At 63.6% G+C, this 26,867-nt stretch carries 23 protein-coding genes; 6 read left to right on the forward strand and 17 right to left on the reverse strand.

What is annotated here, in order from left to right; all coding sequences use genetic code 11:
* Positions 1 to 103 precede the first annotated feature (103 nt).
* Entirely contained in the window at positions 104 to 1,756 is a 1,653-nt protein-coding gene (locus DBZ32_RS08710; protein WP_119166741.1) for a thiamine pyrophosphate-dependent enzyme, read from the reverse strand.
* A 492-nt stretch (positions 1,757 to 2,248) separates the two neighbouring features.
* Here DBZ32_RS08710 and DBZ32_RS08715 point away from each other — a divergent pair, with 492 nt between their 5' ends.
* Both DBZ32_RS08715 and DBZ32_RS08720 read left to right on the forward strand, forming a co-directional pair.
* Complete coding sequence (locus tag DBZ32_RS08715; protein WP_119166742.1) at positions 2,249 to 3,391, forward strand: TAXI family TRAP transporter solute-binding subunit; 1,143 nt, start codon at positions 2,249 to 2,251, stop codon at positions 3,389 to 3,391.
* Positions 3,392 to 3,533: 142 nt separating this feature from the next.
* On the forward strand, positions 3,534 to 5,501 hold the full coding sequence (locus DBZ32_RS08720; protein WP_119166743.1) for a TRAP transporter permease: 1,968 nt from the start codon (positions 3,534 to 3,536) through the stop codon (positions 5,499 to 5,501).
* Between the two features lie 109 nt (positions 5,502 to 5,610).
* On the opposite strand, the gene DBZ32_RS08725 is transcribed toward DBZ32_RS08720, so the two are convergent.
* The 6 genes from DBZ32_RS08725 to DBZ32_RS08750 all read right to left on the reverse strand — a co-directional run bounded on the left by DBZ32_RS08725 (position 5,611) and on the right by DBZ32_RS08750 (position 12,208).
* Complete coding sequence (locus tag DBZ32_RS08725; protein WP_235830107.1) at positions 5,611 to 6,453, reverse strand: IclR family transcriptional regulator; 843 nt, start codon at positions 6,451 to 6,453, stop codon at positions 5,611 to 5,613.
* 173 nt (positions 6,454 to 6,626) lie between these two features.
* Positions 6,627 to 7,166, reverse strand: coding sequence for a MaoC family dehydratase (locus DBZ32_RS08730; protein ID WP_208539162.1), 540 nt, complete (start codon positions 7,164 to 7,166; stop codon positions 6,627 to 6,629).
* A complete protein-coding gene (locus DBZ32_RS08735) occupies positions 7,163 to 8,905 on the reverse strand; it encodes a long-chain-fatty-acid--CoA ligase (RefSeq protein WP_119166745.1) in 1,743 nt (580 codons plus the stop codon). The genes DBZ32_RS08730 and DBZ32_RS08735 overlap by 4 nt, the downstream gene beginning before the upstream one ends.
* A 45-nt stretch (positions 8,906 to 8,950) precedes the next feature.
* Positions 8,951 to 9,790, reverse strand: coding sequence for an SDR family NAD(P)-dependent oxidoreductase (locus DBZ32_RS08740; RefSeq protein WP_208539163.1), 840 nt, complete (start codon positions 9,788 to 9,790; stop codon positions 8,951 to 8,953).
* 30 nt (positions 9,791 to 9,820) lie between these two features.
* Positions 9,821 to 10,537 carry a histidine phosphatase family protein gene (locus DBZ32_RS08745; protein WP_119166746.1) on the reverse strand — a complete coding sequence of 239 codons (717 nt, stop codon included), beginning with the start codon at positions 10,535 to 10,537 and terminating at the stop codon, positions 9,821 to 9,823.
* 45 nt (positions 10,538 to 10,582) lie between these two features.
* On the reverse strand, positions 10,583 to 12,208 hold the full coding sequence (locus DBZ32_RS08750) for a class I adenylate-forming enzyme family protein (protein ID WP_119166747.1): 1,626 nt from the start codon (positions 12,206 to 12,208) through the stop codon (positions 10,583 to 10,585).
* 57 nt (positions 12,209 to 12,265) lie between these two features.
* On the opposite strand from DBZ32_RS08750, the gene dctP reads away from it, so the two are divergent.
* The 4 genes from dctP (at position 12,266) to DBZ32_RS08770 (ending at position 16,098) form a co-directional block, all read left to right on the forward strand.
* The gene (gene dctP / locus DBZ32_RS08755; protein WP_208539164.1) at positions 12,266 to 13,627 is read left to right on the forward strand and encodes a TRAP transporter substrate-binding protein DctP; all 1,362 of its coding nucleotides are present in this window, start codon (positions 12,266 to 12,268) and stop codon (positions 13,625 to 13,627) included.
* An 88-nt stretch (positions 13,628 to 13,715) separates the two neighbouring features.
* Positions 13,716 to 14,261 (forward strand): TRAP transporter small permease subunit, encoded by a 546-nt coding sequence (locus tag DBZ32_RS08760; RefSeq protein WP_119166749.1) that lies wholly within the window; start codon positions 13,716 to 13,718, stop codon positions 14,259 to 14,261.
* A complete protein-coding gene (locus DBZ32_RS08765) occupies positions 14,258 to 15,568 on the forward strand; it encodes a TRAP transporter large permease (protein ID WP_119166750.1) in 1,311 nt (436 codons plus the stop codon). The genes DBZ32_RS08760 and DBZ32_RS08765 overlap by 4 nt, the downstream gene beginning before the upstream one ends.
* 11 nt (positions 15,569 to 15,579) lie before the next feature.
* The gene (locus DBZ32_RS08770) at positions 15,580 to 16,098 is read left to right on the forward strand and encodes a PaaI family thioesterase (RefSeq protein ID WP_119166751.1); all 519 of its coding nucleotides are present in this window, start codon (positions 15,580 to 15,582) and stop codon (positions 16,096 to 16,098) included.
* A 127-nt stretch (positions 16,099 to 16,225) separates the two neighbouring features.
* Here the strand turns inward: DBZ32_RS08770 and DBZ32_RS08775 are convergent, their stop codons facing one another.
* The 10 genes from DBZ32_RS08775 to DBZ32_RS08820 all read right to left on the reverse strand — a co-directional run bounded on the left by DBZ32_RS08775 (position 16,226) and on the right by DBZ32_RS08820 (position 26,848).
* On the reverse strand, positions 16,226 to 17,200 hold the full coding sequence (locus DBZ32_RS08775) for a ketopantoate reductase family protein (protein ID WP_208539165.1): 975 nt from the start codon (positions 17,198 to 17,200) through the stop codon (positions 16,226 to 16,228).
* Between the two features lie 107 nt (positions 17,201 to 17,307).
* Positions 17,308 to 18,357 carry an NADP-dependent oxidoreductase gene (locus tag DBZ32_RS08780; protein WP_119166752.1) on the reverse strand — a complete coding sequence of 350 codons (1,050 nt, stop codon included), beginning with the start codon at positions 18,355 to 18,357 and terminating at the stop codon, positions 17,308 to 17,310.
* A gap of 98 nt (positions 18,358 to 18,455) precedes the next feature.
* Complete coding sequence (locus DBZ32_RS08785; RefSeq protein WP_119166753.1) at positions 18,456 to 19,625, reverse strand: acyl-CoA dehydrogenase family protein; 1,170 nt, start codon at positions 19,623 to 19,625, stop codon at positions 18,456 to 18,458.
* 17 nt (positions 19,626 to 19,642) lie between these two features.
* A complete protein-coding gene (locus DBZ32_RS08790; RefSeq protein WP_119166754.1) occupies positions 19,643 to 20,839 on the reverse strand; it encodes an acyl-CoA dehydrogenase family protein in 1,197 nt (398 codons plus the stop codon).
* 28 nt (positions 20,840 to 20,867) lie between these two features.
* Positions 20,868 to 22,052, reverse strand: a complete 1,185-nt coding sequence (locus DBZ32_RS08795) for an acetyl-CoA C-acyltransferase (RefSeq protein ID WP_119166755.1) — start codon at positions 22,050 to 22,052, stop codon at positions 20,868 to 20,870.
* Positions 22,053 to 22,121: 69 nt separating this feature from the next.
* On the reverse strand, positions 22,122 to 22,424 hold the full coding sequence (locus DBZ32_RS08800; protein WP_119166756.1) for an enoyl-CoA hydratase-related protein: 303 nt from the start codon (positions 22,422 to 22,424) through the stop codon (positions 22,122 to 22,124).
* Between the two features lie 107 nt (positions 22,425 to 22,531).
* Positions 22,532 to 23,728, reverse strand: coding sequence for an alpha-hydroxy-acid oxidizing protein (locus DBZ32_RS08805; RefSeq protein ID WP_119166757.1), 1,197 nt, complete (start codon positions 23,726 to 23,728; stop codon positions 22,532 to 22,534).
* Positions 23,725 to 24,816 (reverse strand): phosphotransferase, encoded by a 1,092-nt coding sequence (locus tag DBZ32_RS08810; protein WP_119166758.1) that lies wholly within the window; start codon positions 24,814 to 24,816, stop codon positions 23,725 to 23,727. The genes DBZ32_RS08805 and DBZ32_RS08810 overlap by 4 nt, the downstream gene beginning before the upstream one ends.
* 10 nt (positions 24,817 to 24,826) lie before the next feature.
* Entirely contained in the window at positions 24,827 to 25,582 is a 756-nt protein-coding gene (locus DBZ32_RS08815; RefSeq protein ID WP_119166759.1) for an SDR family NAD(P)-dependent oxidoreductase, read from the reverse strand.
* 21 nt (positions 25,583 to 25,603) lie between these two features.
* Entirely contained in the window at positions 25,604 to 26,848 is a 1,245-nt protein-coding gene (locus DBZ32_RS08820) for an acyl-CoA dehydrogenase family protein (RefSeq protein WP_119166760.1), read from the reverse strand.
* Between the last annotated feature and the right edge of the window lie 19 nt (positions 26,849 to 26,867).

Genomic DNA, 26,867 nt, shown 5'->3' on the forward strand with positions numbered 1-26,867 from the left:
GAACGCTCAGCAGTTTCCTGCCCCTGGAGGTCGCTACGATGCTCGCGCGCATTCGATCTCGGCCAAACGATCAGAACAGTTTCTATTCGGTTGTGCGCGAGGCTTACTGCCTTCTAATCTTGTCGAGCGTCGCGAAGGCCGTGATGCGTTCTACGCTGGTCCGCAGACTGACGACAACGGGGCCGTCGTGACTCAGAGCCTGTTCGACGACACCGTCGACCTGCTCGACACTCGAGATGCTGAGACCGAGAGCCCCAAAGGCCTCGGCCAGACGCGCAAAATCGGGATTATGTAGATCCGTCGCAAAGTTCCGCCTCGGATAATCCCGTTCCTGATGCATGCGGATCGTACCGTAGCTCCCGTTGTCGGCCACGAAAATCCGGATCGGCAAAGACCGCTGGACGGCAACGGCCAGCTCGTTGCCGGTCATCAGAAACCCTCCGTCCCCAACGAAGGTGACGGCCTGGCGGCTGGGCAGACGCAGCGCAGCGGCGATTGCCGCCGGCACAGCCAATCCCATCGCGCCCCCGACCGCGCCGATCAGGAGATGACGGCCCGAAAAGGGGAAGTGACGGTGGACCCAGCTCGAGAAGTTACCTGCATCGGTGATTACGACCGCATCCTCCGGCAGCTGCCCGGCCAGCTTGGCGACCAGCGGACCGAGATCGAGTTCGTCGACCTCGCCCGGCCGCCATTCCAGTGCCGCCTCGATCGGCGCATGCAGCTCCGCCGCCCAGTCTCCGCGATCAACCTCGTTCGGCCTGGCTCGGGCTGCCATGGCGTTCAAGAAATCAACCGGATCGGCCGTCAGCGCAAACTCGGTGGAGAAGATTCGGTTGAGCTGCGCCGGATCGCGATGCACATGGATCAGGGGCTGCTCCGGACAGGGCGCCAGGGGGAAACGATAGCCTTGGGTGGGGACCTCGCCCAATCGTGTCCCGACTGCCAGAATCAGGTCGGCCTTCATGTAGCGAGCAAGCTGAACGGCGGGGATCTTGAATCCGAGATGTCCCGCATAGCACCGATGACGCTTGGGAAAGATGTCTTCTCGCTTGAAAGTACTGGCGACCGGCAGATCATGCGCCTCCGCCACGGCCAACAGCGCGGCGCGACCGTCCGAACCGGAAAGCTCGCCGCCGGCGATCAGCAGCGGCCGCTCAGCAGCGCTCAGACGTTCCAGTATCTCGTCGACCTGCTCGCCCCCGCTGCCGAGCCGCGCCGGCGGGCTGAAGCGAAGCGGCTCGGCAATCGCAACCTGATCCAGCATATCCTCCGGCAGTACCACCACCACCGGGCCCGGCGTCGGCTGCGACGCCACCACGAAGGCTCGCGCCACAATCTCGGGTAGGGTCTCAGGATCGTGAACGGTCCACACGTCCTTGGCGATATCCGCAAAGGTCTTGGCGTAGTCGACTTCCTGAAATGCGCCGCGGCCTAGCTCACGGCGCGGCACGTGACCGATAAACAGCACGAAGGGAACCGCGTCCTGCTCGGCGCTGTGTAGGGCAATGGTGGCGTTGGAGGCGCCAGGTCCGCGGCTGACGAAGCAAATGCCGGGCTGCCCGGTAATCTTGCCATCGGCCAAAGCCATGAAACCGGCACCACCTTCGTGGCGGCACGTCACGACGTCGATCTCCGCGCGATCATAAAGCGAATCGAGGACGCTGAGGTAACTCTCGCCAGGAACGCAAAAGAGGCGGGTGACACCTTGTTCCGCGAGACAATCAACCAAAAGATCGGCAGCGCGACGAGTCATCCAACACACTCCAAATCACCGGGCAGATCGCCAGCCAAATCACCGCCTACCGAACGGCGATCGCCAAGAAGCTCGCACCCGAACCGCTTTCGCGCGTGCTCCGGCGACGCGATCTCGGTTCGAGTGATAGGCAAAGCCGAGTTCTTTCCGAATATGTCGAACGGGCCCGTCGCTGCGCAGGCGACGACGACTTCGCGCTCCATGAGACGCTTCCCCTCTATACAGTGACTAAACTAAGTCGCCCCAGCTTGACATTCGGACGCCGAGACCCGCACTGCCGAGATAGATTTCAACCCAACGGAGTGAGCGGTCGACAGCGGCGCCGATCAATCGTTATTTTCCTATGCGAGATATGATTCCGCAACTAGAGTCCGCCCCGGACAGCCGCCCTGCATTTACGCTAGTGCGGATTGGCGGTGCTAACTGCGACACAAGATCGGAACACCCGACTGGCGCGAGCATGGAGGAACCCCAATGATACAAAAGCGAAAAATGTTTGTGAAAGCTGCCGTTTTCGGAGCAACGCTGATTGCAGGCCTGAGCGCTGGTGTGGCCGAGGAACTGCCAAGCCAGATCGCCTGGACCGCCTACGGCACCGGCTCCGGCGGCTACAATCAAGCCGTAGCGATCGGCGGAGCGCTGAAACGGGTTCACGGCGTTGACCTGCGTGTCCTGCCAGGCAAGAACGACGTCGCACGCCAAGTGCCACTGCGCGGTGGGCGGGTGCAGTTCTCCGCGACCGGCGTGGGAGCGAGCTTCATGGCGCAAGAAGGGATGTTTGAGTTCGGCACGCGCGAATGGGGGCCTCAACCGGTGCGGATGCTGCTGGCGTCGAACGGCAACGGCAACCTGTCCGTCGGTGTCGCCGCCGATGCCGGCATCGAGACGCTCGCCGATCTGCGGGGAAAGCGGGTGGCTTGGGTCGTTGGATCACCAGCCCTCAACGAGAATGTGGGCGCCCTCTTACACTTCGCCGGTCTCACATGGGATGACGTGGTCAAGGTCGAATTCCCCGGCTTCGGCGCGTCCTGGGACGGCATCATCAACAACCAGGCCGACGCCGCCTTCGCCTCGACCTCCTCGGGCAAAGCCTTCCAGCTCGAGGCTTCGCCGCGTGGCCTCCACTGGCCGCCGCTGCCGCACGAAGACGAGGAGGGCTGGAAACGGCTGTCGGATGCCGCCCCGTTCTTCGTGCCGAACATGGGCACTGTCGGTGCAGGCATGTCGGATGACAATCCCCACGAAGGCGCCGCCTATCCCTATCCGATCCTGATTGCTTACGAAGAACAGGACGAGGATCTCGTCTATGCCATGACCGAGGCCATGGTGGATCTGTTTCCCGAATATGAGGGTGGCGCACCCGGCATCGAAGGTTGGGCGCTGGAACGACAGATTCTCGACTGGGTGGTGCCCTACCATGACGGAGCGATCCGCTACCTGACCGAAATCGGGAAATGGGACGACGATCTGCAGACGCACAACGACCGTCTGATCGAACGTCAGCAGGTACTCGCTGCGGCTTGGGAAGACCATCTCGCGGCCGACATCGACGACGACGAGGCCTTCGCCAGCGCTTGGCGCCAGGCTCGGCGGGAGGCCTTGGAAACCGCAGGTTTCAATCCGGTATATCGCTAGACTTCGCCGGTTTTGTCTCCGCATGCCCCCGTTTCACGACGGGGGCGTGCGTTGTGCCCGGCGAAACATATCAGCAGGGTCCGCTGTGTGGATGCGGCCGACTGCGGGCACGCGTTGTTTCCCTCTCGGGAGATTCGAATAGATGTCGCTCAGGGCTGCACCCGAAGAGGCCGACCACCATCACCGCATTCGCTCCGCACCGTTACGTGCGGTTTTCGCCGGCCTCGCAGCCGCAGCTTGCTTGCTTGCTATCAACCAGTTGTTCAACTTGCAGATCTTCGGGCTGGTAATCCTGGAGAATCAGTATCTCTACCTGCTTGCAGGCATCTTCCTGAGCCTCTCGTTCCTTGCCTTTCCGGCTCACAAGCAAGCGGCCGGTGGCCATGTTCCCTGGTACGACTTTCCGCTCGCAGCCACCGCACTTTGCTGCTGCGGCTATTTCGCGATGACAGCCGAACAGAGTCTTCTGGAAGGGTGGGAGTATCTGGCGCCAACGACTGCTACATGGGTCAGTTTCCTGCTGTGGCTGCTAATCCTAGAAGGGGCCCGGCGCTGCGGCGGATGGCTAATCTTCTTCGTCATCCTTGTCTTCTCGCTCTACCCGACCTTTGCCGACAAAGTGCCCGGTCCGATCTCGGGTTTCGCACAGCCGCTCCCGGAAACCGTCGTGTTTCACATGATCTCGACCGAGAGCGCGTTCGGCATTCCCATGCGTGCCTTCGGCGAGCTGGTCATCGGCTTCATCCTGTTCGGCGCGACCCTGCAGTTCACCGGTGGCGGGCGCTTCTTCACCAATCTGGCGCTGGCCTTGGTGGGCAGGTTTCGCGGTGGTGCGGCCAAAGTCGCCATCTTCGCGAGCGGTTTCATGGGGTCGATGAGCGGCAGCGTGATCTCGAACGTGCTGACCACCGGCGCCGTTTCGATCCCGACCATGAAACGCAGCGGCTTCTCCGGTCGCTATGCGGCCGGGATCGAGGCATGCGCGTCGACCGGAGGCGTTCTGATGCCCCCAGTGATGGGAACGACGGCCTTCGTAATGGCGTCCTTTCTGGGCCGGCCGTACATCGAAATCGCCGCAGCGGCTGCAATTCCTTCCCTTCTCTTCTACATGGGGCTGTTCGTCCAGATCGACTCTTACGCCGCCCGGCACAAACTGGCAGGGATACCGCGAAGCGAGCTGCCGACACTAGGTCAAACCTTTCGCGAAGGATGGCAGTACCTACTGGTTTTCGGTGTCTTGATCTTCTTCATGGTCGCGCTTCGTCAGGAGACGCTCGCACCTTTCTATGCCACCGCACTGCTGCTGGTGATCAATCAAGTGGTGCCAGCGACACGACTGAACCTGATCCAGCTTTGGGATCTCGTGATCCGCGTTGGTCGAGCACTCGGCGAACTCGTCGCGATCCTGTTGGGTGTGGGCATGGTGGTCGGCGCCTTCTCCGCCACCGGCCTTGCCGGCACGCTGGTCAACGACCTCGTGTTCCTCGCCGGTGAAGGCGTTCTCATGTTGCTGGTCATGGGCGCGTTGACGAGCTTCATCTTCGGGATGGGAATGACGGTCACCGCTTGCTACATCTTCCTGGCAATCGTCCTAGCACCGGCCCTGGTTCAGTCCGGTCTCAATCCCCTGGCCGTACATCTCTTCATTCTCTATTGGGGCATGGTTTCCTTCATCACGCCGCCTGTCGCTCTGGGGGCCTTCGCCGCAGCGACTTTGGCGCGCACCAGCGCAATGGGTGCTGGCTTGGAAGCCATGCGTCTCGGATCCATCATCTACATCATTCCCTTCTTCTTCGTGCTGAACCCCGCCTTGATCGGGGAGGCCGGCGCATATGAAGTCATCGCGACCTTGATCACCGCCCTGATCGGCGTGTTCCTGATCGGCTCCGCCTTGCAGGGCTACGTCCCGGGCTTCGGAGCTCTGGGACGGTCACCGCAAGGCCTGGCGCTGCGTGGTCTACAACTTGCCGGCGGGTTCTGCTTCGCCGCGCCCGGCGGAATCATCGCCGGACTGAGTCATGTCAGCATGGCGTTCATCGGCCTCGCACTGGCCGCCCCGGGCTTGGCTATCGCGCTGCTGCGCGAACGGCGGCAAGCGGCACTCGAGTAACGTAGATCCGCAGAGATAGGGAATGAGAGATTTGCGCCGGACAAAATGCGACAAGGCGGATCGCGATCGGTCGAATCCACTATGCAAACCCCTACCTTCGCGTTCGGCTTCAGAAGCCGGTGTCGGCTCGGGACACGGTATTGACCAGCTCGACGAGGCGCGGACCGAGATCATCCTCCAGCCGTTCCTTGGGCAGCAAGTAGGCTGGGCCTCCACAGTTAAAGGCAAGCAGAGGCGTGTCGCCCTGCGGCGCGCGGTAGGGTACGGCTACGGCGTGCACATCGGGCTGCCACTGACCTAGGTTGGTGTAGAATCCCTTGCTGCGCACCTGCTCCAGCGCGTCCAGAATCTCTTCCTCCATCTGCGGCCAGCGCTCCGGCCCGACGCGCTCGCGGATTCGCTCCATCAAGTAGCCTCGCTCCTCTTCGCCGGCTCCGGCGAGATAGGCGCGCCCAATGGCAGAGCGCGCCAAGGAGATGCGCGAGCCGACAGCGAGCTGCAGCGAGACCAAACCTTCGGAGCGCGCGCACGCAACGTAGGTCATGCTCAACCCATCGCGCGCACCAAGCGCCACCAGCACACCACCGCCGGATTTGCTCGCCATTTCCTGCATGTAGACCTGAGCGGTTTCACGGATTTTCATACCGCCGAGGCAGGCATAACCGAGACTGAGCACCGGTACGCCCATGCGGTAGCGGCCGTTGCTCTCGTCGTAGATCAGGTAACCCAACTTGCTGAGGGTATAAGTCAAGCGCGAGACGGTCGAGTTCGGCAGAGCGCTGCGCTGCGCCAGTTCGAGATTGCCAAGCCCGCCGCTGTCCGAAGGACGAAAACAGCGCAGCAGCCTAAGCCCACGGTAGAGAGCTGAGACGAACTGGCGATCGCCCTCGAAACGCTCTTCTGTATCGAATCCCGCCATATTCGGCCCGGAGTAGTTACGGCGTTTCTTCACGGTTTTTCCTCATATTGGGATCGCTCTCCGGCGCAAATCAGAGCGACGCTGCAACGGGGCGATGCAAGGACGCTTCCTCCCATACTGCTCCTACCTACACCGCTGCGCCGGCTCCGACAAACCGGATCAACTCCGGGACCGGGCCTGACTGCGGCGGCGGCTTCCCGGTCTGGCTATTCCAGGTAGAGTGCCAGCATCTCGGCGATACAGGCCGGCCGCGTTCCACTCTCGAGGTCGACCACGGCCTGCAGGGTCACCAGCAGACCGCCGCTGGCGGCATGGGGTCTCGCATCCGCCAGCGTAAAGCGGGCCCGAATGCGGCTATCTGAGAGAACCGGTGCCGGGAAGCGCACACGCCCCAGGCCGTAGTTGACCCGCAAGCGGACTTCCGCAACCGTAAAAGCCGTAGCGCTGAGGTGCGGTAGCAGCGACAGAGTGAGATAGCCATGGGCGACGGTGCTCCCGAAGGGACTCTCCGTGGCTGCCCGCGCTTTATCGAGATGAATCCACTGCCGATCCTCGGTCGCCTCTGCAAAGGCCCGGATCCGCGTCGATTCAATTGGCATCCAGTCGCTTCGGCCCAGCTCGCCGCCGATTAGGTCCGGCAGATCGCTCAGCCGTCCGATACAGCGCGGCTCGCCCCCCGGGGCGTTCGACCGTGCGTTGAGGGCGGCCTTCATCGGATCGTCGACTACTGGGGGCTCGTCGCTCATTGGATCGCCCGAGCACCGCCCGCCCGTTCCTGCTCTTGCAGGATCTTCCACTGGAGCTTTCCGGTGGCAGAGCGTGGCAGCCTGTCGACGAACTCGACCACGCGTGGACACTTGTAGGCAGACATCAGGCCGCGGCACCACTGCTTGATCGCCTCCGCATCGATCGCGCCCTTGGCGTCATCGCGTAACACGACGACCGCTTTTACGCTTTCGCCGCGACGCCGGTCCGAGGCCGCGATCACGCAGACTTCGGAGATCGCGGGGTGGCGGTGCATCAGCGCCTCCACCTCGGTCGGCCAGACCTTGTAGCCGGACACGTTGATCATCCGCTTAACGCGGTCGACCATGAAGAAGTAACCGTCCTTGTCGTAGTAGGCGATATCTCCGGTGCGTAAGAAGAGTTTGCCATCGATCTCTACGAAAGCGGCACGAGTGGCGGAGGGATTGTTCCAGTAGCCCTTCATCACCTGTGGTGCGTTGATGACGATCTCGCCGGGTGCGTCGGGGCCGAGTTCGCGCCCGTCCTGAAGATCGAGAACCCGGCAATCGACCTCGAAGATCGGAATGCCGAGACACTGCCGTCGCGGGCGATCGATCGGGTTGATGTGGGTGGCGGCGATCGTCTCCGACATGCCATAGCCTTCGATGTAGTCGAGTCCGGTCAGGGTCTTTAGGCGGGCGGCGATGGCATCGGGCATCGCAGCACCGCCGCCGCCGATCATCTCGAGGCTGCACAGATCGTAGGATTCCGCGTCCGGATCGTTGACCAGATCGATCGCCATCGTCGAGATGCTGCGCCAGCGGGTGACGCGATACCGCCGTATCAAGTCCGCTGCGGCAGCGCGATCCCAGCGAGTCATGATAACCATGCTGCCGCCAACGTAAATCGGACCGTTCATCGAGTTCTGCATCCCAGTCACGTGAAACAGGGGCAAAGAGACCAGGCTGATCGAAGTCTCATCCATCGGGTTCCAGGCGATTCCGCCGACCAGGGTCGCCATCACCGTGCGATGGGTGTGCATGCAGCCTTTGGGATGACCGGTGGTACCGGAACTGTAAGGGATCACGGCGAGGTCGTCGGAGCTTGCTTGCGGCGGCCCGGCCGTCAGTCCCGAGTCGAGCGCGTCGGCCCAACGCACGACACCGACGATGCCGTAGTCGGCCGGCGCCGGCTGATCGAGCGGGTTCGGCAGCTTTAGATCGAAGTCCGGATCGGCAGCCTCGGCATAGGCAGCGGCGACAACGCAGGCCAGTCTCGGCCCGGACGCCTGTGCCTCGGACGCTCCTTGGCTCGACTGCTCAGCACTCACTGTCTTCCTTGGACTCAGAAGGGGCGTCACCTCGCCGAGCAACTCCTGTCCGACCAGACCGACGTCTGCGCCGGTATCACCGATAATGTGTTCGAGTTCGGCAGTCCTGTTCATGGGGTTCACCGGGACGACCACGGCATCGGCACGCAAGATCGCGTAGTAGCCGACGATGAACTGCGGACTGTTCTGCATGAACAGTAGCACCCGATCTCCCTTCGCGACGCCGGCGCGCTGCTGCAGGAAACCGGCCAGGCGCGCGACCCGGTCATGGAGGTCGGCATATGTCAGGCTGCGGCCGTGATAGATCGTCGCCGTGCGCGTGGGAAAGCGTGATGCGGTGATCGCCAGATTCGCTGTCAGAGTCTGATTCGGTAACTCCAAACCGTGTGGAGCGTGCGCAGGCCAGACCTTGAAGTGGCGATCGAACATGCAGTGAGGCTCCCTCTCCTCGAGCGCGCCGCTGCGCGTTGTGATTCAGACTTTCATTCCTGGAAGATTGAGCGACGCGCTGTTCCCACCGTCGACCGGCAGAGCCTGCCCAGTGACATAACTGGCGTCGTCGCTCGCCAGGAACGCGATGACGGCCGCGACTTCCTCGGGCCGACCGTAGCGGCGGAGTTCGCAGCGTGAGCCGAGTCTATCTTCCTTGCCCCGTTCCCGCGCCAATTCGAAGGTGGACTGAGTCATTCCCGTCTCAATCAGGCCAGGGCAGACCGCATTAACCCGGATCCCGTGGGCACCGAAATCGCAGGCGGAGGTCTGAGTAAAGTTGATCAAAGCGGCTTTCGACGCGCTGTAGGCATTGCCGCCAGCACCGGCTCGCACCCCAGCAACCGAAGCGGTGTTGACGATGGCGCCGCGTCCAGCCGTCACCATCGCACGACCGACATGCTTGGTGAAGTGAACGGCACCCAACAGGTTGACGGCAAACACTCGCTGCCATTCCGCTGGCTCGTCCTCGGTCGCCGTCTTGCGACTGGATGCGATGCCGGCGTTGTTGCAGAGAACGTCGATACGTCCGAACCGCTGCAGCGCCGTCTCGACGGCTCGGGCGACCGACGATTCGTCGGCGACATCGAGGGTGCAAACCAGATCGGAATCCGCACCCACCGAGACGTCGGAGCCAGCCGCCTTCAGCGCCTCGGCCGCCAGATCTACGCGAACAGTCGCTGCACCCTCAGCGGACAGCCGGGTAACGACAGCACGGCCTATACCGCTCGCTGCACCGGTGACCAGAACGACTTTATCCGAGAACTTCACCGGCATGTCCTCCCGATAGCGTTCGAACGTCGCATAGGGGGCGAAAGTGGTCAAGAATTACGGAAATATATTTCGCTATGCAGTTTATCGATAGGTGATCAAGGTCTCGCCGCCGGCTAAGCGCAGGTGCGCCACCGTATTGAAGCCAACAAGCGCGAAGCCGTTGCGACCATAGTGAAGCTCGGTGATCCCGGCATTCAGCGTACGGTGACCGAGTGCCATGGCAGCCTGTCCGTCGAGGCCCAAGGCGAGCGCCGTCGCCGTGCCGATAACCCCGCCCGACGTAAAAATCACTGCGGTGTCGTGGGGCGCAGAGGCGACCATCAGATCCTCCAGTCCATTGCGCACCCGTGCCTGGAAGTCCTGCCAGTTCTCGAAGGCCGCCGGCTCCTCTTGCCGCGGCGCCGGCAGAGTGCCGTCGGCCCAGAGGCCGGTCACCGCGGTCAGGGCATAGTGAAACAACCGGGGATCGGCCTGCAGTGCCGCCATCGGCTGATTCAATCGCGGATCTCGCGCGGCCGCCAGCGGCAGGTAAGCGTCGAACAGGGCATCGGCCGGATACTCGTCAAAGCGAGGATCTGCCGCAGCTCTCAAGTCTGAATTCCAGCCGGACAAAGCCTGGCGCGCGGTTTCGGCCTGACGAACCAGTGCGCCGCTGAGCGCAGTCGCGAGGGACCGCCCCTCGCGCGCCAAATGCGCCCCGGTGAGCCTGGCTTGCCGCTCGCCAAGCTCGCTGAGGCGATCGTAGTTGCTGGTACCGAAACGCGCCTGACCGTGGCGCACCAAGAGAACGACGGTCATCTCCGGCTGCCTCCGTCCCAACGCCAAGGCGAATCGCAGATCATGTTAGGTCGTCGCCTCCAGCCAATAAGGCGCGCGCAGTTCGCGTTTCAACACCTTACCGATCGCGTTGCGTGGCAAGCTCTCGCGGATCTCGACGGCCGCCAGCCGCTGAGTCTTACCCAGGTGCGCGTTGGCCCAGTCACGCAGCGCCTCGGCAGAGACCGTTGCTCCGGCTCCAAGCGCCACCAGACCCAACGGCGTTTCCCCCCAGCGGTGACTAGGCACCGCGATGACCGCAGCCTCTGCGACATCAGGATGCGCCAGCAACACCTGCTCCAGGTCGGCGGCATAGATATTAAAGCCGCCGGAGAGAATCATGTCCTTGCGGCGGTCGAGCAGGGTGAGAAAGCCATCGGCATCCAGACGACCCATGTCGCCGGTGCGCAGAAAATCCTCACCCTCCGGACTGCGCCAGAGAATCACGGCCGTGCTCTCGGGCGACTTATGGTAGCCCACCATCATGGTCGGCGAGCGCCCCACCACCTCGCCAATCTCGCCCGGCGGCAGCGGACGTTCTTCGGAGTCGAGAATGCGAACCTCGGCCCCGGCAACCGGCTGGCCGACGGTATCAAGCTTGTCCGGGTGTGCCGCGCAGTCGAGCATGGTGCTGATTCCGCCTTCGGTCATACCGTAGATCTCGATTAGCTTGCCCGGCCAGCGCGTCAGCGCTGCCCGGATCGTCGCCGCCGGCAACGGGGCACTGGTCGAGAGCTTGACGCGAAAGGCGGAGAGGTCGAAACGACCGAAATCGGGGTCATCCAGGATACGTCGGTACTGTACCGGCACCAGCATGGCGTGGCTGACCCGGTGCCGCTCGGCCAAGCGCAGAAAGCCCTGAGTCTCGAACTTGCGCATCACCACGAGCGTGCCGCCATAGGCCAGGACCGGCAGGACCGCCACCAGCGTCGTGTTCGAGTAAAGCGGCGTCGACATGAGACAGATCGCGTCACCGTTCAGGCCGTGGTTGGCCATGCGCATAACCTGTCGGCTACGAAAGCGGTGATCGTGCAGAATACCCTTTGGCGTACCTGTGGTGCCGGAGCTGTAAATCATATCGAACAGATCGTCGGGACCGACCGGTTCAGGTAGATCGTTTTCCTGACTGTCCGGTATCGCCTCGCCGAGCCACGTCTCCAAATCGTCAAGGTCCACCACCGACGGTCCAAGCCGTCTTGCAACTTCGCTCTGGTTGATCGAGGCGAATAGCAGAGCCGGATCGCAGTTCAGCGCCATGCGGCCCAGCGCCGCTTCGTGAGCGCCGGTCGGCAGCGGAACCATGCAAGCCCCAGCGCCGAGAGCGCCGAGATAGACCGCAACGTGTGCAGCCGAGTTCTCGGCAAGGCTGGCCACCATCGTGCCGCGCCGTAATCCATGAGATCGCAAGCGCGCGGTCACCCGGCCGACCAGGCTTCCGAGATCGCGCCAAGTCAGACGCTGATCCCCATCGATCAGAGCCAAATGATCGGGTCTCGCGGCCGCCAGGCAGCGAACCGCCTCGGTCAGATTAAGAAACGTCTCCCCCGGAACGGTGACCGCTCGCGGTCGATCAGTTGCGGGATAGGTCTGAGCACCTGAGGCGTCCAGCCTGGCGGTCTTCGAGTCACTGCTCGTTTCGGGACGGCTTTCCATCTTTGAAACTCCGGATGCGACTCTGAAACCGAGTTTCGCTCGGGCTGGAGGTAGCAGATGAGGGAGGCCGGTCACGCGCGGGAAGGCGCAAAACCGCGTTGTCGACTTGACAAGATTGGCATGAAAAATGCTGAAACCGCAAATAGCGCGGAACAACATTTTGCTTTGCAGAATTCCGCTGCCGTCGCGTGGTCGTTCTACCCGTCCATTGCACCTTTCTCGCGATCTTGTTCCGCAGTCGTTGACACCGGGCGAACCACTCTCCTAGGCTTAATCAAAAATATATTCTGCATTGCAGAATTCTTGAGCGCTGCCATGTCGGCACGCCGATACAACGCCTCCCCGGTCAAGAGGGGCGGCCAGGGAGGATCTCCGATGACTCTGATGACCACGTTCAAGGTGGCGGCCCTGGCGGCTGCGGCGGTCGCGACCGCCTTCGTCGCCGCACCTGCACCCGCCGACGCACAAGACACGGTTCGCTGGAGGGTACAAAGCCACTGGCCGAGCGCATCGAGCTCCTTTTCCGACAGCCTGGAACGGCTCAAAGCCACTTTGGAGGCCCGCACGGACGGTCGCTTCGTCCTACAGCTCCACGAAGCCGGCGCCCTGTTCCCGGCCAGAGAAATCTTCAGCGCCGTGAGCCGCGGCATCATCGAGATGGGCACTATCTCGCCGGCCTATATCCGTGACCGCGTCTCCGTCGCCGGAATCGCCTCTGGCCTTCCCTTCGCTTTCCGCAACACTTGGGAAGCCGCCTACTTTCACAAGAACCTCGGCTTCGAAGAGATGATTCGCACCGAGGCCGCTGAGCACGGCGTTTTCTACGCCACCGACAAAGTCTATCCGACAGAAATGGTGGTAAAGGCGCCGATCGAGTCTCTGGCCGACTTCGAGAGCCTGAAAATCCGCTCATCCGGAGCGTTGCAGGAGTTCCTGACGGAGGCCGGAGCGGCCGCGACCTATCTGCCCGGCCCGGAGCTTTATCCGGCATTGGCCACCGGTGTGGTTGACGGCGCTCATTGGGGCGCGGCCCAAGGAGCCAAGTCGATGGGGCTCTACGAGGTCGCGAAATACCATGTGCAGCCGGCCCTCAACATCGCCGGAACCGATGCCTTCGTGATCTCCCAGGACGCGATAGACGCACTGCCTGAGGACCTTCGAGACATTCTCCTGAACGCGCTCGAGGAGCAGTTCTGGTTCCGCACCAACGAGTACACCTACAAGGAACAGATTGCGTTGGCGGCGGCGATCGCCGAACAAGACGTCCAAGTCGCCCGCCTGCCCGACGAGGTCACCCAGCATCTCGCAGCGACCGCAACGGCGGCCTGGGACAAGGAAGCCGAAAAGAGCGAAATGGCAGCCGAGGCGCTTGAGAAGCTCAAGTCCTTCCTGGCAGACCTCGGCTACATCCAACGGTAAGGCTTAGCCCCGGTCCGCCACCGGCGAGCCGGGGCAGCTCTTGCCGAAGATGCGCTACCGCCGTCCCCTTCCCTTCAGGAGCAACGTCATGCGCGTCTTGTCGCGCTACGTCGACGCGGTGACCGCCCTCAACGATCGCGTCGGACGCTTGAGCGCTTACCTCGTCATTCCGATCTTCTTCCTACTTCTGCTGGAGGTTGGTTTACGCTACCTCGCAGGGTCCCCGACGGTCTGGACCAACGAGCTCGCCCAGATGCTTTTCGGCACTTACGTGTTGCTGGCGGGCGGCTTCCTGCTGGCTCACGGGGGGCATGCCAACGTCGACATCCTGCATGGCCGGCTACCTCCGCGTCTGCGCGCCGCGGTCGACGTCCTGACCTCGACCCTGCTGTTCGCTTTCGTCGGGGCGCTGCTGTACTTCAGCAGTTCTATGGCCTGGGAGTCGGTGGGGCGACTCGAACACTCGATGTCGGCCTGGAATCCGCCGGTTTGGCCGCTACGGCTCCTGATCCCGATAGCCGCGACCTTGCTGTTGCTGCAGGGACTGGCCAAGCTCATCATCGATCTGCAAGCCCTGTTCAGCACGGCACCACCGCATGAGCCACAGGCCACGCCAGCGGAGGACGCCTCGTGAGCCTGGAACTCCTGACCGTTGCGTTTTTCGGGGCGTTGATCTTCTTCTTGCTGCTCGGGCTGCCGCTGGTGTTCGTGCTGGGCGGAGTCTCGGTGGTGTTTCTCTATCTCACCTGGGGGCCAGGCGCCTTCTATATGGTGGCCTCGCAAATGTGGGGCACCATGGGCAGCTTCACACTCCTGGCGATCCCGCTGTTCGTCTTCATGGCGATGGTGCTGGAACGCGCCGGCGTGGCCCAGAGCCTCTACAGCATGATGCATCTCTGGTGGGGCGGCCTGCGCGGCGGTCTCGCGATCGGCACCGTCGGCATCTGCGCCATCTTCGGCGCAATGTGCGGCATCAGCGGCGCAGCCGTGGTGACCATGGGCACCATCGCCCTGCCCCGCATGCTCGAGCGCAACTACGACAAGGAACTGGCGCTCGGCTGCATCAATGCCGGCGGCGGCTTCGGCATTCTGATCCCGCCGTCGATCATCATGATCCTCTACTCCCTGATCACCGGAACCTCGGTCGGCAAGCTGTTTGCCGCCGGCGTGCTGCCTGGCCTGTTGTTGCTGGTTCTGATCTCCGGTTACATCGCGCTGCGCTGCCGGCTACAGCCGCACCTCGGCCCGGCGCTACCGCCCGACGAGCGCGGCAGCTGGAGCGAAAAGCTGGTCGCCCTGCGCGCCGTCACGCTGCCGATCCTGATCGTCGTCATGGTGCTCGGCTCGATCATGGGCGGCATCGCCACACCGACGGAGGCTGCCGCGCTGGGCGTTGCCGGCGCGCTCATCTCGGCCGCCGTGCATCGTCGGTTGAACTGGGACCTGATCCGCGACGCCAGCCTGCGCACCTTCCGTCTGACTGGCATGATCGTTTGGATCCTCTTTGCCGCCCACGCCTTCAGCTCCGCCTACCAGGGCATGGGGGCGCAAGACCTGGTACAGGATCTGGTCTCCGATATCCCTGGCGGTCCCTGGGCGACAATCATCTTGTTTCAGGTCGTGATCTTCCTGATGGCCATGGTGCTCGACCCACTGGGTATCATGCTGATCACATTACCGGTCTTCCTGCCCGTAGTCGTCGCCTTGGGCTTCGATCCAGTTTGGTTCGGTATTCTCTTCATCATCAACATGGAGATCGGCTACATGACGCCCCCCTTCGGTTTCAATCTCTTCTACCTGAAGGGAATCGTGCCGCCCTCGATCAAGATGGGGGACATCTACCGCTCGGTGGTGCCCTACGTGGCAGTGATGATTCTGGCGATGGCGATCGTGATGGTCTTTCCCGAAATCGCCATCTGGCTGCCCGGCGTGCTCTTCTGAGCGAGCTTGTCATGAACGATAGACCGCACCGACAAGCGAGCGACGTTCCCGATGCCGCCGACCTCCCGGGCGAAGCGCCGGTCGGCTTCCAGATCACCCTCGGCTTCCGTGTTGCGGAGTGGAGCGACGGCCACTGTGTGCTGGCCCTGGAGGTGGACGAGCGCCACACCAACCGCAGCGGCGTCCTGCATGGTGGGGTGATCTCATCGCTGCTCGACCAGGCGATGAGCCTGACTGGGCTCTACTGTCCCCATCCCGACCGGGTTCGCCGCTCGGTCACCCTCTCGATGAGCACAAACTTCACCGGTCAGTGCAGCGGTGGACAGGTGCGCGCGATCGGCCGACTGCAGGCACGCGGCCGGCGCATCTACTCCTGCAGCGGCGAGGTCCTGGGCCCGGACGGCGCCCTGCTGGGCATCGGCACGGGAACCTTTCGCCTACGCCGCGGCAGCGAGACGTCGGAGGGCGTCCTCCGCGACTCCGCGCCATTGCGAAGCGACCACAGCGCTGATCAGGAACCCCAATCATGATCCATCTCCCACCGCAAACTGCAGTGGCCGGGATCAGCGCGGAGGAGTGGGCCATCCGCGTCGACCTCGCCGCCCGCTCGACCGCAAAGACCCGAGCTACGCGATCTGAACTCCAATCGGCTTCGCTCTAGGTCGCCGGTCCAGCGGCGCGCAGGCGCAGCAGGCCGTAGAGCGTACGCAGATGCGGCACCGCCAGATCGTAGCGCGTGGCAGCCCGCACCACATTGCCAAGGATCGCCTCTGTCTCCAGCGGCCGACCGGCGAGGAAGTCCAGCGCCATGCTGGTCTTGTAGGCCGGCATGTCTCTGGTTTTAGCCAAACTGGCGGACACCGAATTCTCAGGCAGCGGATGGCCTTCAGCAGCGGCAACGTTACAAACCTCCTGCATCAGAAGCCGCAACAACGACTCGTCCACGGCAAGCAGGCTGCGGGTGTCGGCTCCTCCCGCTAGCACCGAGACCGGATTGAAAGCAGCGTTCCAGACGCATTTCCGCCAGCGCTCCGTAACCACGGAGTCAGTCAGCTTGCCGGCCATGCCACCCGCCTCCAGCAGCGCGGCGAAACGGCGGCTGGCCGAACCGATGCCGCCGGGATAGTCGCCCAACACCAATCGACCGAAGGCTTGATGGTGAATCCGACCAGGTGCGGTGCGACAGGCGCCGATAAAGGCAATGCCGCTGATCAGTGTCGCCTGTGGGAAAGCCGCGGCGATCGGCGCCTCGATGTCGATACCGTTTTCGATCAGAACAATAGCGGTGCCGGACCTCACGGCCGGTTTGATCAGGGCGGCACGGTCGAGATCGTCCAGCACCTTGACGGCCAGCACCAGGTAGTCCGGACCGGTCTGCCCGACCGCCGCGGCAGCCGCTTCGACCGCGTCATAAACAGCCGCCGGCCGGAAGGAGAGATCGCCGAGCGGACTGTCGATCCGGTAGCCGTCGGCCCGCACGACCGCGGCATCGGAGCGCGCGACCACTTCGACACACGCGCCGCCGCGATGTAACAAGGCGCCATAGAAGGCCCCGACGGCACCGGCGCCAACAATCAACACGCGCGGCAGCGTGCCGGGATCCTCGGGCGAACTCTGCAGGTTAGAAGTCACGAAGCAGCTTCCTCGCCAGCATTACGACATTCGGGGTGAGGCAGCCCGCCGGTCCAGCCGGCGCCAAAGCGCCCTTGGTGAAACGCGCGGTCGTCATGCCGAAACCGTCAAGCAGGCTGAAGGGTCGGGTCCGTCCCGACCTGAACCAGCAACTTACCGCGGTTACGTCCCTCCAGCAGACCCTGGAATGCACCGACGGCAGACTCCAGACCTTGGACTAGATCCTCGCGGTAACGGAGTTGACCGGAGCGCAGCCACTCACCCATATCCCTCAGAAAGTCATCCAGCCGGTCGGCATGATCGGAGACGATGAAGCCGCGCAGGGTCAAGCGGCGCACCAGGACCAAGCCCATGGTCCGGACCAGCTCACTGGCGCCGCCTTCAGCGCCTTTGTCCGAGGCAGCGTTGTTGTAGTGGGCGATGCGGCCGCAGACCGGGATGCGGCCAAAGTCGTTCATCAACGGCAAGACCGCGTTGAACACCGCACCGCCGACATTCTCGAAGTAGACGTCCACACCGCCGTCACAGGCCTGTGACAACCGCTTGGCAAAGTCGACGTCGCGATAGTTCACTGCGGCGTCGAAACCCAGCTCCTCGACAACGTACGCGCATTTGTCCGGGGCTCCGGCGACGCCGACGACGCGGCACCCCTGTAGCTTCGCGATCTGCCCGACGATCTGACCGACCGCGCCCGCGGCGGCCGAAACCACCACCGTCTCGCCCGGCTTCGGGCGGCCGTGGTCGAGCAAGCCGACATAGGCGGTGAGACCCGGCATTCCCATCACCCCCAGCGCCGTGGTGACAGGTGCCGCCCTAGGATCGAGTTTGCGGAGGCCGGTCCCGTCGGACAAAGCGTGGGTTTGCCAGCCGGCCGCCGCCAGCACGAGGTCGCCTGCAGCAAAGCCATCCAGGTGACTTTCGATCACTTCGCAGACAGTACCGCCGACCATGGTCTCACCTAGCTTTACAGGCTGAGCGTAAGACTTCGCCGGATTCATTCGGCCGCGCATGTAAGGATCAAGAGACAGATAGACGGTGCGCAACAGAAGCTCGCCGGGGCCGGGGCGCGGGATCGCCATCGGCTCGAGACGCAGATGCGTCTCGTCCGGCATTCCTTCGGGATGAGCGGTCAGAAGGATGCGTTTGCCGTCACTCATAATTTGGCCTCCGGTGCGGCCCTCTCGGGCAGCAGTAAGTTGGGGGACGGGAAAGGCGGACACCGATCGCGGGATCGGGGCGTGCCCGAATGTCGGCTTCAGTTTACCGCGGAGAGCGGTGGCGCTGCTGACGCGGCACGCTCCAGCATTACGAAACGGTCCAAGTGATGGTCTTCGTCGCCGAGCAGATGATCGATCATCACCAGTCGCTTGGCGAAGTGCGGCAGCGCATACTCCCAGGTCATGCCTATCCCACCGTGGAGCTGGATAGACTCCTCGGCGATTGTCCGTCCGGCGCGGCCGATGAGGTTCTTGGCGGCGCTAACAGCACGCTCGCGTTCCGCACGCTCCCCGTCCAAACGACCGGCCGCCAAGATCGCCATTGAGCGCGCCTGCTCCAACAGGCCGCGCAGATCGACCATGCGATGCTGCAGAACTTGGAAAGAGCCGATGGTGACGCCAAACTGCTTACGCTGCTTCAGATAGTCGAGGGTCATGTCGCAGCAGGTCTCCATCGCCCCGACCGCCTCGCCGCAAAGGGCAACGAGACCGCGGGCGACAGCCGCCTCGATAGCGGAATAGGCGGTGCCCGGCTCCCCGAGCGCTGCCTCGGCCGGAATGACGACACCATCGAGCTCCAACTCCGCCGCACGCAGCCCATCGATGGTGGGGTAAGGGTGCAGGCTCAGACCCATGGCATCGCACGGCAGCAGGAAGAGACCGATCCCCTTCTCGTCGTCCTGCGCTCCGGCAGTGCGCGCCGAAACCACCAAAGTGTTGGCCTCTCCGCCATGCAGAACCACCGACTTACGGCCGTCAAGACGCCAGCCGCCAGACGTGGCGACTGCACGGGTCGCCACCTGTTCCAGAGCGTAGCGCGAGTCCGGTTCGCCATGCGCGAAGGCCAGCAAGGCCTCCCCGGCGATCATCGGCCTTAGATAATCGCTGCACTGCTCAGGCGTGCCGAGACGTTCGATCAGGCTGCCGGCCAGCACCACACTGGCCAGATAGGGTTCGAGCAGCAGGCCACGACCAAGTTCCCGCATCACGGTCATCAGCTCGACACCGCCGCCGCCGAAACCGCCCACCTCTTCGCCGAAGGGAGCGCCGAGCAAACCGATCTCCGCGAACTCGCGCCAGACGTCGCGGTCAAAACCCGCAGCGCTCTCAAGCGTCTTCAGACGTGCCTCGAAGCCGAAACGCTCGCGGACCAGGCGGGCAACGGTATCGCGGAGCAACGCCTGCTCCTGGCTTAGGGTGAAACGCATGGTTCAGGTCCCCCACGTCACAGACCCAGGATCGCCTTGGCGACGATCGTCTTCTGGATCTCGTTGGAGCCGCCGTAGATCGACAGCTTACGCCGGTTGAAGTACTCGGCGGCCAGCGGTGCCGCTTCAGCCGGGCCGACCGGCGTCTGGTTGGTCTCCGCATCCATCAGCTCGCTGAGGAACGGCAGAGCGTAGGGTCCGACAGAGCGGCGCAGCAGATCCGTAATCTCCTGCCGCAGGACACTCCCGTTGATCTTGAGTAGAGAGCTTTCCGCCCCCGGCGCCCCACCGCTCTGTGCCTCCGCGATGACCCGCAGGTTGGTCGTCTCCAGCGCCATCAGGTCGATCTCGACGCGCGCGATACGTCGGGCGAAGGTCGGGTCTTCGGTCAGCGGTCGACCATGCTTGAGCTGCCGCCCCGCTACGCTCTTAAGGTGTTGCAGTGCCGCCTTGGCTTGACCAATGCCGGCAATTCCAGTGCGCTCGTGGGTCAAGAGGTACTTCGCGCAGGGCCAGCCCTTGTTCTCCTCGCCGACCAGGTTCTCAACCGGCACAAGCACGTTGTCGAAGAAGACCTCGTTGACCTCGCGCCCGCCGTCCAGAGTGATGATCGGCCGCACCGTGATACCAGGCGTGGTCATGTCGATCAGAAGGAAAGAGATGCCCTCCTGCTTCTTCGCCTGGGGGTCCGTGCGGACGAGGCAGAAAATCTTGTTGGCGTACTGTCCCAAGGTGGTCCAGGTCTTCTGCCCGTTGACCACATAGTGCTCCCCGTCCCGCTCGGCGCGGGTCTTCAAACCGGCCAAATCTGATCCGGCACCGGGTTCGGAGTAGCCTTGGCACCACCAATCGCTGCCGTCGAGGATGCGCGGCAGGTAATAGTCTTTTTGAGCCTGAGTGCCGAACTTCATGAGCACAGGCGCAACCATATTGACGCCGAAAGCCAGCACTGCCGGGGCACCCGCCGCCGCTGTCTCCTCGTCGAATATATGGCGCTGCACCGGGGACCAACCGGTCCCACCATAGGCCCTCGGCCAGTTGACGGCTAGGTAGCCGGCTGCCGACAGGATCGCATGCCAGCGCTCATGGTCGGCCTTGGTCAGGCGCTTGCCGCCGCGCACCTTGGCGGCCAGCTCCGGCGGCAGCTTTTCGCGCAGAAAGTCACGGATCTCCTCTCGGAAGGCCTCCTCTTCCGGCGTGTAGTGCAGGTCCATCTATTTTTCCTCCCTACCGGCATCGAGCTCAGGCAACCTCGAAAAGGCCAGCCGCGCCCATGCCACCGCCCACACACATCGTGACAACCGCGTAGCGGGCGCCGCGCCGCTGCCCCTCGATCAGCGCATGGCCGACCATACGCGCGCCGGTCATGCCGTAAGGATGGCCGATCGAGATCGAGCCGCCGTTCACGTTAAGCCGTTCCTGGGGAATGCCCAGACGATCGCGGCAATAGAGCACCTGAGAGGCGAAGGCCTCGTTCAGCTCCCACAGGTCGATGTCGTCCACCTTCAGGCCATTGCGCTCCAGAAGTCGCGGCACAGCGAAAACCGGACCGATACCCATCTCGTCGGGTTCGCAGCCGGCGATCGCCAGACCGCGGAAGATCCCAAGCGGCCGCAGACCTCGCCGTTCGGCCAGCTTGCCGTCCATCACCACACAAGCCGAGGCGCCGTCAGACAACTGGCTGGCGTTACCGGCGGTGATGAACTGGTCCGCGCCGCGCACAGGCTCCAGGGCCTCGAGCCCGCCGCGCGTGGTGCCCGGGCGGTTGCATTCGTCACGCTCTAGCCTCACCCGCTCTTCACTAGCCGCACCGGTCTGCTTGTCCTTGACCGACTTGACGGTCTCAAGCGGCACGATCTCGGCGTCGAAACGGCCAGCCTCTTGAGCCTTCGCGGTGCGCTGTTGGCTTTCCAGAGCATAGGCATCCTGGTCGGCGCGGCTGACAGTGTAGCGCTCAGCGACGATGTCGGCCGTCTCGATCATCGGCATCCATAGCGCCGGCAGATGCTCTTTCAACCAGGGCTCCTCAATATGGGTTTGGTTGAGGTTGGCCTGGGTCAGGCTGATCGACTCCACACCCCCCGCAGCCATCACCGGCACCTTGTCGACCACAACGCGCTGGGCGGCGAAGGCGACCGCCTGCAAACCGGAGCTGCAGAAGCGATTGACCGTCGTACCGGCCACGCTGACCGGCAGCTCCGCGCGCATCGCACAGAGCCGGGCGATATTCTTACCAGTCGCCGCTTCCGGCAGTCCGCAGCCCATCACAACGTCCTCGACTTCACCGGGCTCGACCCCAGCCCGTTCGACGGCATGACGCAGCGCATGACCGCCGAGCCGGGCACCGTGCGTAGCGTTGAAGGCACCCCGAAAGGCCTTTCCAATCGGCGTGCGCGCGGTCGAGACGATGACGGCGTCGGAGGACATGAGCGAGCTCCAGAAAGTAAAGATCAGCGGTAGGGCATCGGGCGCCGCTACGCTTGGAACAGCATTGGACTAAAGGGCGAGCATCTCAAAATCGCCGAAACCACCACCGCTCTCGGTCGGCCGAGCCAATAGCGGGACCGGTTTACCGAACTCGCGGATATCGGCGCCGGCCGGGAAAGTACGATCCGCAGCCCTGAGCACCACTGTCTCGACGCGCCCGTCAGCCACCGCTTGGTTGAGCGCCGCTCCGAGTGCAGCGCGCGCCCCGTGACCGAGCGCGTCGACCGGCGGGCTATCGATCGCGATGAGACCGATACCGTCGCGCTGCTGGCCACCAACCGGAGCAGTCGCGTCTTTGACGACTTTGTCCATGTCTCCCTCTTGGTTGGCTGTCGCGCGACGGCCCGCTGCATTGTGTCGGAATGGCGTTTGGCTGCCAGTATGGCGCATGACCTTGAGTGGCGCAAAGATATTGGAAATTAATTCTGCAAAGCGGAATTAACAAAGCGCGGCGCCAACCATGTCCTGTCCAACCGATCCAGCGCATCGGCGCCTGTCAATGCGAGCGACAAGTCGATATCCGCCAAAAGACGCAGCGCAACCTCCGTCACCCCATCTGCACCTTCGCAGGCAAGCCCCCAAACGTAAGGGCGACCGAGCAGGACGGCATCGGCACCGAGGGCAATTGCCTTCAGGACATCTGCGCCGCTGCGAACACCGCTGTCGAACAGAACGGCGATACGCCCGGAAACGGCCTCGGCGACCGGACCCAGGGCATGGAGCGCAGCAATCGAGCCGTCCACCTGACGACCGCCATGGTTGGAGACGACCACACCCTCGGCGCCGGCTTCCACCGCCCGGCGTGCGTCGTCCGGATGCAGAACGCCCTTGAGCAGAATCGGCAGCCTGGTCGACCGGCGCAATCGCTCCAGATCCGCCCAAGTACGTCCGGGAGCCGCGAAGACGTTGGACCAGTGGCGCACAGTAGCGCGCGGATCCGCCTCCGGCGGCACATCCAGTGCCGCGCGAAACACGGGGTCGCTGGTGTAGTTCGCCAACCCCTTGGCGCTCAGGAAGGGTAGGTAAGCGTTATCCAAGTCCCGCTCGCGCCAAGCCATCATCTTGGTATCGAGCGTGACCACGATCGCCTCGTAGCCGGCAGCCTCCGCCCGCTGCATCAGGCTGGCGGCCAGCGCATCGTCGTTCGGCCAATAGAGCTGGAACCATCGCGGCGCGTCACCGAGCGCCGCCGCGACCTCCTCCAGCGAACGCGAGGCCACGGTAGAAAGGATCATCGGTACGCCCGCTGCCTTGGCGCCTCGCGCGACCGCCACTTCGGCCTCGGGATGCACGATCTCCTGCACACCGACCGGCGCGAGCAGGAAGGGCACCGACAAGCGGCGGCCGAGCAGAGACCGTCCGAGGTCGCGCCGCGACACGTCAGTCAGCATGCGCGGCACTAGGCGGTAGTCGTCGAAGGCCGCCAAGTTGGCAGCCATGGTCCCTTCGCCGGCACCGCCGGCGACATACCAGTAAGCCTCGGGCGACAAGCGCTGCCGTGCAAGCTGTTCCAGCGCCTCCAAGCGCACGGGGAGACTGGGCCGCTCGCCCTTGGCGCCCCCTAAATAGATACGTGTCTGATAGTTGCCGGGTGATTCGTCGCGACGACCGCTCATCGGACCCCTTTACTGGTTGCAGCGCCCCGCCCTTGCGCGATCGACTGGCCAACTTCGGCCAGCAGGCCCGCCCGGCCGCCGACCTCCTTAGCGTCGGCGCTGCTGGCATTGCCTTGGGCGGCGCGGGCCGCAACGCCTTGCAGGATCGCAGCGAGACGGAACAGCGAGAAAGCGAGGAAGAAGCCCCAATCGCCGATCTCAGCCCGGCCGCTGCGGTCGGCATAAGTCGCCAACACCTCCGCTTCGCTCGGCAGATTCAGCGCCTTTAGATCGTGACCGCGCAGACCGCGCAGACCAGGCTGACCTGCAGGCAGATGGTAAGGCAGGCAGAAGTAGGCGAGATCGGCCAGGGGATGACCAAGAGTCGACAGCTCCCAATCGAGGATGGCGATCAGCTCGGGCCGATCGGGATGCAGAACGAGGTTACCGGGTCGATAGTCACCGTGGACCACCGCAACCTCCTGCCGTTCGAGGGGCGAATTATCCGCCAACCAAGCGGTCAACCAATCCATCGCCGGGATCACCGCACCGGTGCGCGAAGCGGCATACTGCTGCGACCAACGCGCGACCTGACGGGCGAGATAGTTCTCGGACCGGCCAAAGTCGGCGAGGCCGAGGTCGCGCCAGTCGACGGCATGCAACGATGCCAAAACGTCGACCATCGCAAGGCGACTCTTGCGCCGTTCCGTCGGCGTCATGCCCGGCGCGGCCGGATCCGCCAGGATTCGGCCTGCGACAAAGTCCATGATGTAGAAGGCTGTGCCAATCACGTCCGCCTCCTCGCAGAGAAGATGCATGCGGGGCACGGGGACCGACGTGTGGCGCAGCGCCGCCATCACCCGGTACTCGCGCTCGACCTGATGGGCTTTCGGCAGCAACTTGCCTGGCGGCTTCTTACGCAGCACGTAACGCTGACCGCCACCGGTGGTTAGTAGAAAGGTTGGGTTCGACTGCCCGCCGCGGAACTGCCGCAGCTCCAAACCCTGCTCGATTCCGTCCAAACGGCCGTGCAGGTAAGCCCTCAGCGCCGTCTCATCGAACCGATGGGCCGGCAGAATCGACTCCTGCAGGCTGTCCTCCACATTCATGCCAGGCGACTCAGGAGATCATCTCGCCGCCATCGGCGACGATGACCTGGCCGGTGACATAGGCACCCGCTTCGCTGGCCAAGAACAGCGCGACACCAGCGATGTCCTCCGGTTCGCCGATTCGTCGCAGCGGCGTGCGTGTCTCGGCGCGCTCCAGACGCACGGGGTCCTCCCAGAGCGCCCGCGCGAAGTCGGTACGGACCAGGCCCGGCGCGATGGCGTTGACTCGAATTCCCGAGGGCCCCCACTCGACGGCAAGGTTACGCGCCAAGGCCGCCTCGGCCGCCTTGGACATGCCGTAGGCGCCGATCACGCCGTTGCCGCGCAGCGCAGCGATGCTCGAGAGTAGAATGACCGATCCGCCACCCGCTGCGGCCATGTCGGGGAGCACCATATTGCAGAGCTGCAAGGTCGAGCGGACATTGGTGCCCATGATCTTGTCGAAGGCGTCGTCCGATAGCTCGGACAAAGGCCCGTAGGCGGGGTTGATTGCCGCGTTGCAGACCAGCACATCGATCCTGCCCCAGGCCTCGCGCGTGCTGGCGACCAGAGTCTGAAGCTGTTCCTTGCGGCCGATATGACATGGCAGACTCATCGCGGCCAACCCCTCGGCCTGCAACCGATCGGTAACCGGATCGCAAGCCTCTCGACTGCGGCTCGAGACGACCACCTTGGCGCCGGCGCGTGCGAAAACTTCGGCGATCGCGCGACCGATACCGCGGCTCGAACCGGTAACAACCGCGACCTTGTCCTTCAAATCGAACATCGTGATTCCCCATACGCTCCCTTACTCTGCCGCCGACTCGACCGGCGCCGCCGCGCGATGCGGCTTCAGTTCCAACTTGGCAATAGCCTCGCAGTGCACCTCATCCGGTCCGTCGGCCAGACGAAGCGAACGGGCCTTTGCGAAGGCTTCGGCCAGGAAGTGGTCCTGACAGACGCCGGCGCCGCCATGGACCTGAATAGCGCGGTCGATCACATCACAGGCCATCTGCGGAGCGACAACCTTGATCATCGCGATCTCACGACGCGCCGCCTTGTTGCCGACCGTATCCATCATGGAGGCAGCTTTCAGGGTAAGCAGACGAGCCTGATCGATGGCGCAACGGGCGTGGGCGATATCCTGACGCAACCCACCCTGCTCGGCCAGCGGACGGCCGAAGGCTTCGCGCTCGACGGCACGAGCGCAGAGCGCCTCCAGCGACCGCTCGGCCAAGCCGATCAGGCGCATGCAATGGTGAATGCGCCCCGGACCCAACCGGCCTTGCGCAATCTCGAACCCGCGGCCTTCGCCCAGCAGAATGTTTTCCGCGGGCACCCGTACGTTGTCGTAGACAATGTCGGCATGGCCGTGCGGAGCGTGGTCGTAGCCAAACACCGTGAGATGCCGTTCGATCCGCACACCCGGCGTGTCGAGTGGGACCAGTATCATCGATTGCTGGCGATGCTTGGGCGCATCGGGGTCGGTCTTACCCATGACGATCGCCAGCTCGCAACGCTCGCCGTTACCCCCCGACGACCACCACTTGCGACCGTTCACGACATACTGATCGCCGTCACGCACGATCGAGCAACGGATGTTCGTAGCGTCGGAGGACGCGACGTCCGGCTCGGTCATCGAGAAGCAAGAGCGGATCGTTCCTGCCAGCAGCGGACGCAGCCACTGTTCCTTCTGCGCGTCGGAACCGTACAGGAATAGTGTCTCCATATTCCCGGTATCGGGTGCATTGCAGTTAAAGACCTCCGGCGCGATCAGGGAGCGGCCCATGATCTCGCACAACGGTGCGTAATCGAGATTGCTAAGCCCTGCCCCGCCGTAAACCTCTGCCTCACTATGCGGTAAGAACAAATTCCAAAGCCCTGCAGCCCGAGCTACCGCCTTCATTTCCTGCATGATCGGCGGCGACTGCCACGGCGATGCCAGGTTGGCGTGTTGGCTGCGGTAGACCGCTTCGTTCGGATAGACCCACTCGTCCATGAAACGCTGCAGTTGTTCCCGCAGGGCTTGGGCGTGGTCTGACATCTGGAACATGACGCTCTCCTCTAGGCGA

Origin of the sequence: Algihabitans albus (genome assembly GCF_003572205.1) — a bacterium.
GTDB lineage: Bacteria > Pseudomonadota > Alphaproteobacteria > Kiloniellales > DSM-21159 > Algihabitans > Algihabitans albus.